The following is a 1,994-nucleotide window of genomic DNA, read 5'->3' on the forward strand; positions in this document are numbered from 1 at the left end:
GCCGCGCTCTGCGTCGCGGGTCCCATCCGCGCCGCGATCGACCCCGACTCCATCGCCGGACTATGGCTCTTCGACGACAAGTCCGCCAAAGACGAGTCCGGCAACAAGCACGACGGCAAACTCCAGAAGAACCCCATCTGGGCCGACGGACGCTTCGGCGGAGCCCTCGACTTCAAGGGCGGAGCCTACGTCGAGCTGCTCGACTCGGCAGCCAGCCTTCCCTTCGGAGCGGCGGAGCCCTTCTCGATCACCGCGTGGGTCAACGTTCGCGCCGGCGGAACCGTCATCGGCAAGTTCAACGGCGGCGTCATCGGAGCCTACATCCTGACCGTCAGCGGCTCCGGCAACGTCACCTTCCACCGCGAAGTGGCTCCCTGGGGCTTGAGCGCCGTCGGCGTGCTCGAAGCCGGGAAGTTCAACCACGTCGCCGCCACCTACGACGGCAAAGAGATGAAGGTCTACATGCACGGCAAGGAGATCGGAACCCAGCCGCGCGGCGCGCAGAACACCGACCTCGCCACGCCCGTCTTCATCGGCGCTCGCATGACTGGCGGCGCGCCCAGCGAGTTCTTCGACGGCTTGATCGACGAAGTCGCCTTGTTCAACATCGCCCTCTCCCCGGCGCAGATTCAAGACGTCATCAAGGGACTCTCCAAGACCAAAGCCGTCCAACCGTCGGGTAAACTTCCCGACGTATGGGCCCGATTGAGGACGCGCCACGGAGACTGAAGCCCGTCCGCTCGGACGATATGGGAACCGTTGGTCTGTACGGTGCGCGCTCAGAAAGGAGCCCGATCATGGCGTATGCGGCGGCTTATCTCTCGGTGTTCATGCTCATCGGGCATCTGATCTTCGGAATCAAGTGGTATGTCAAGCCGATTCTGGACAGCAACGCCGACGCCGTTCCCCGGACCGTCATGCACGCCGTGTTCCACTACATGACCGTCGTGATGCTCGTCAGCGCCGGCGCTCTCGTGATCTACGCTCACGACCTGATGGCGGTCTCTCCACAGGTTGCGTTGTTCATCGGCTTGATCTACCTGCTCTGCGGCATCGCTCAGATCGTGCTCGTCCTCGCCGCCGCTGGACCGAAGGGCCTCGTCGCCATGTTCCAGTGGACGATGTTCCTGCCCATCGGCGTGCTGGCGATCCTGGCTGCCAGGCTGTAGCGCGCGCGCGTTGCCTCGCGCGCAGCCCGCCGGTAGACTACGCCGCGCGACGCACGAGGACCCGCCATGCCTGCCCGCCGACTCACCACCGTCCTGCTCCTGACACTCCACGCCCTCGCCGCCCACGCTGCAGCGCCGGAGATCCAACGCGTCGGGATCGACCCTTCCGGACCCGTGACCATCGGCGACCCCATCACCGTCCGGGTGCGGATCGCCGTTCCCCATCGGTTCGTTCCGACCCCCGCCCTGCCAGACACGTCCAACCGCGACCTCTCCTGGTCAGCCCCGCAGAGCAAGCGCCTGTCTGCCTCGGACGACGGCGACGTGTGGGAGATCGCCTACGGGCTCCAGGTCTTCCGCGTCGGGGAGACTGCCCTGCCCCGGTTTGAGATCGGCGTCGGGAACGACGTCCTCACGACGACCGAAGTTCTGACCGTCACGGTACAGAGTGTGCGAACCGGCGACGACGCCGAGATCCTCCGTCCCGCGCGCGACCCCGTCTCGGTTCGCCAGATCGCCTGGACACGCATCCTCATCGCCGGGATCGCCGCGCTTGGGATCGCCGTCGCGTGGCTCGTCCGAAGAAGGAGGCGCAGACGAGATGAGCTCCCGACGACTCCGCGCGAGCCGACGGCGAGCGAATGGCTAGAGGCTCGGTTCGCCGAGATGGAAAGAATGGAGGTCGGTGACGCGGAATGGCTCCGCCGTTACGTCGCCCGCGTCGCCGATATCGTCCGCGAGTACATCGCCCGCCTGGCGCAGATACCCGCGCCCAGACGAACCACCCGCGTAACGCTGAACGTCCTGGCGCGAGAGCTGTCCCCC

The 1,994-nt window shown here is 66.1% G+C and carries 3 protein-coding genes; all 3 read left to right on the plus strand.

Annotated elements, in window-relative coordinates; translation table 11 throughout:
* The coding region (locus FJZ36_19185; GenBank protein MBM3217024.1) for a LamG domain-containing protein at positions 1 to 729 on the plus strand (729 nt) is incomplete at its 5' end.
* Positions 730 to 797: 68 nt separating this feature from the next.
* On the plus strand, positions 798 to 1,169 hold the full coding sequence (locus tag FJZ36_19190) for a hypothetical protein (protein MBM3217025.1): 372 nt from the start codon (positions 798 to 800) through the stop codon (positions 1,167 to 1,169).
* Between the two features lie 66 nt (positions 1,170 to 1,235).
* Positions 1,236 to 1,994, plus strand: a 759-nt coding sequence (locus FJZ36_19195) for a hypothetical protein (protein ID MBM3217026.1), incomplete at its 3' end; no start/stop codon positions are given.

Source organism: Candidatus Poribacteria bacterium, from assembly GCA_016866785.1.
Classification (GTDB): Bacteria; Poribacteria; WGA-4E.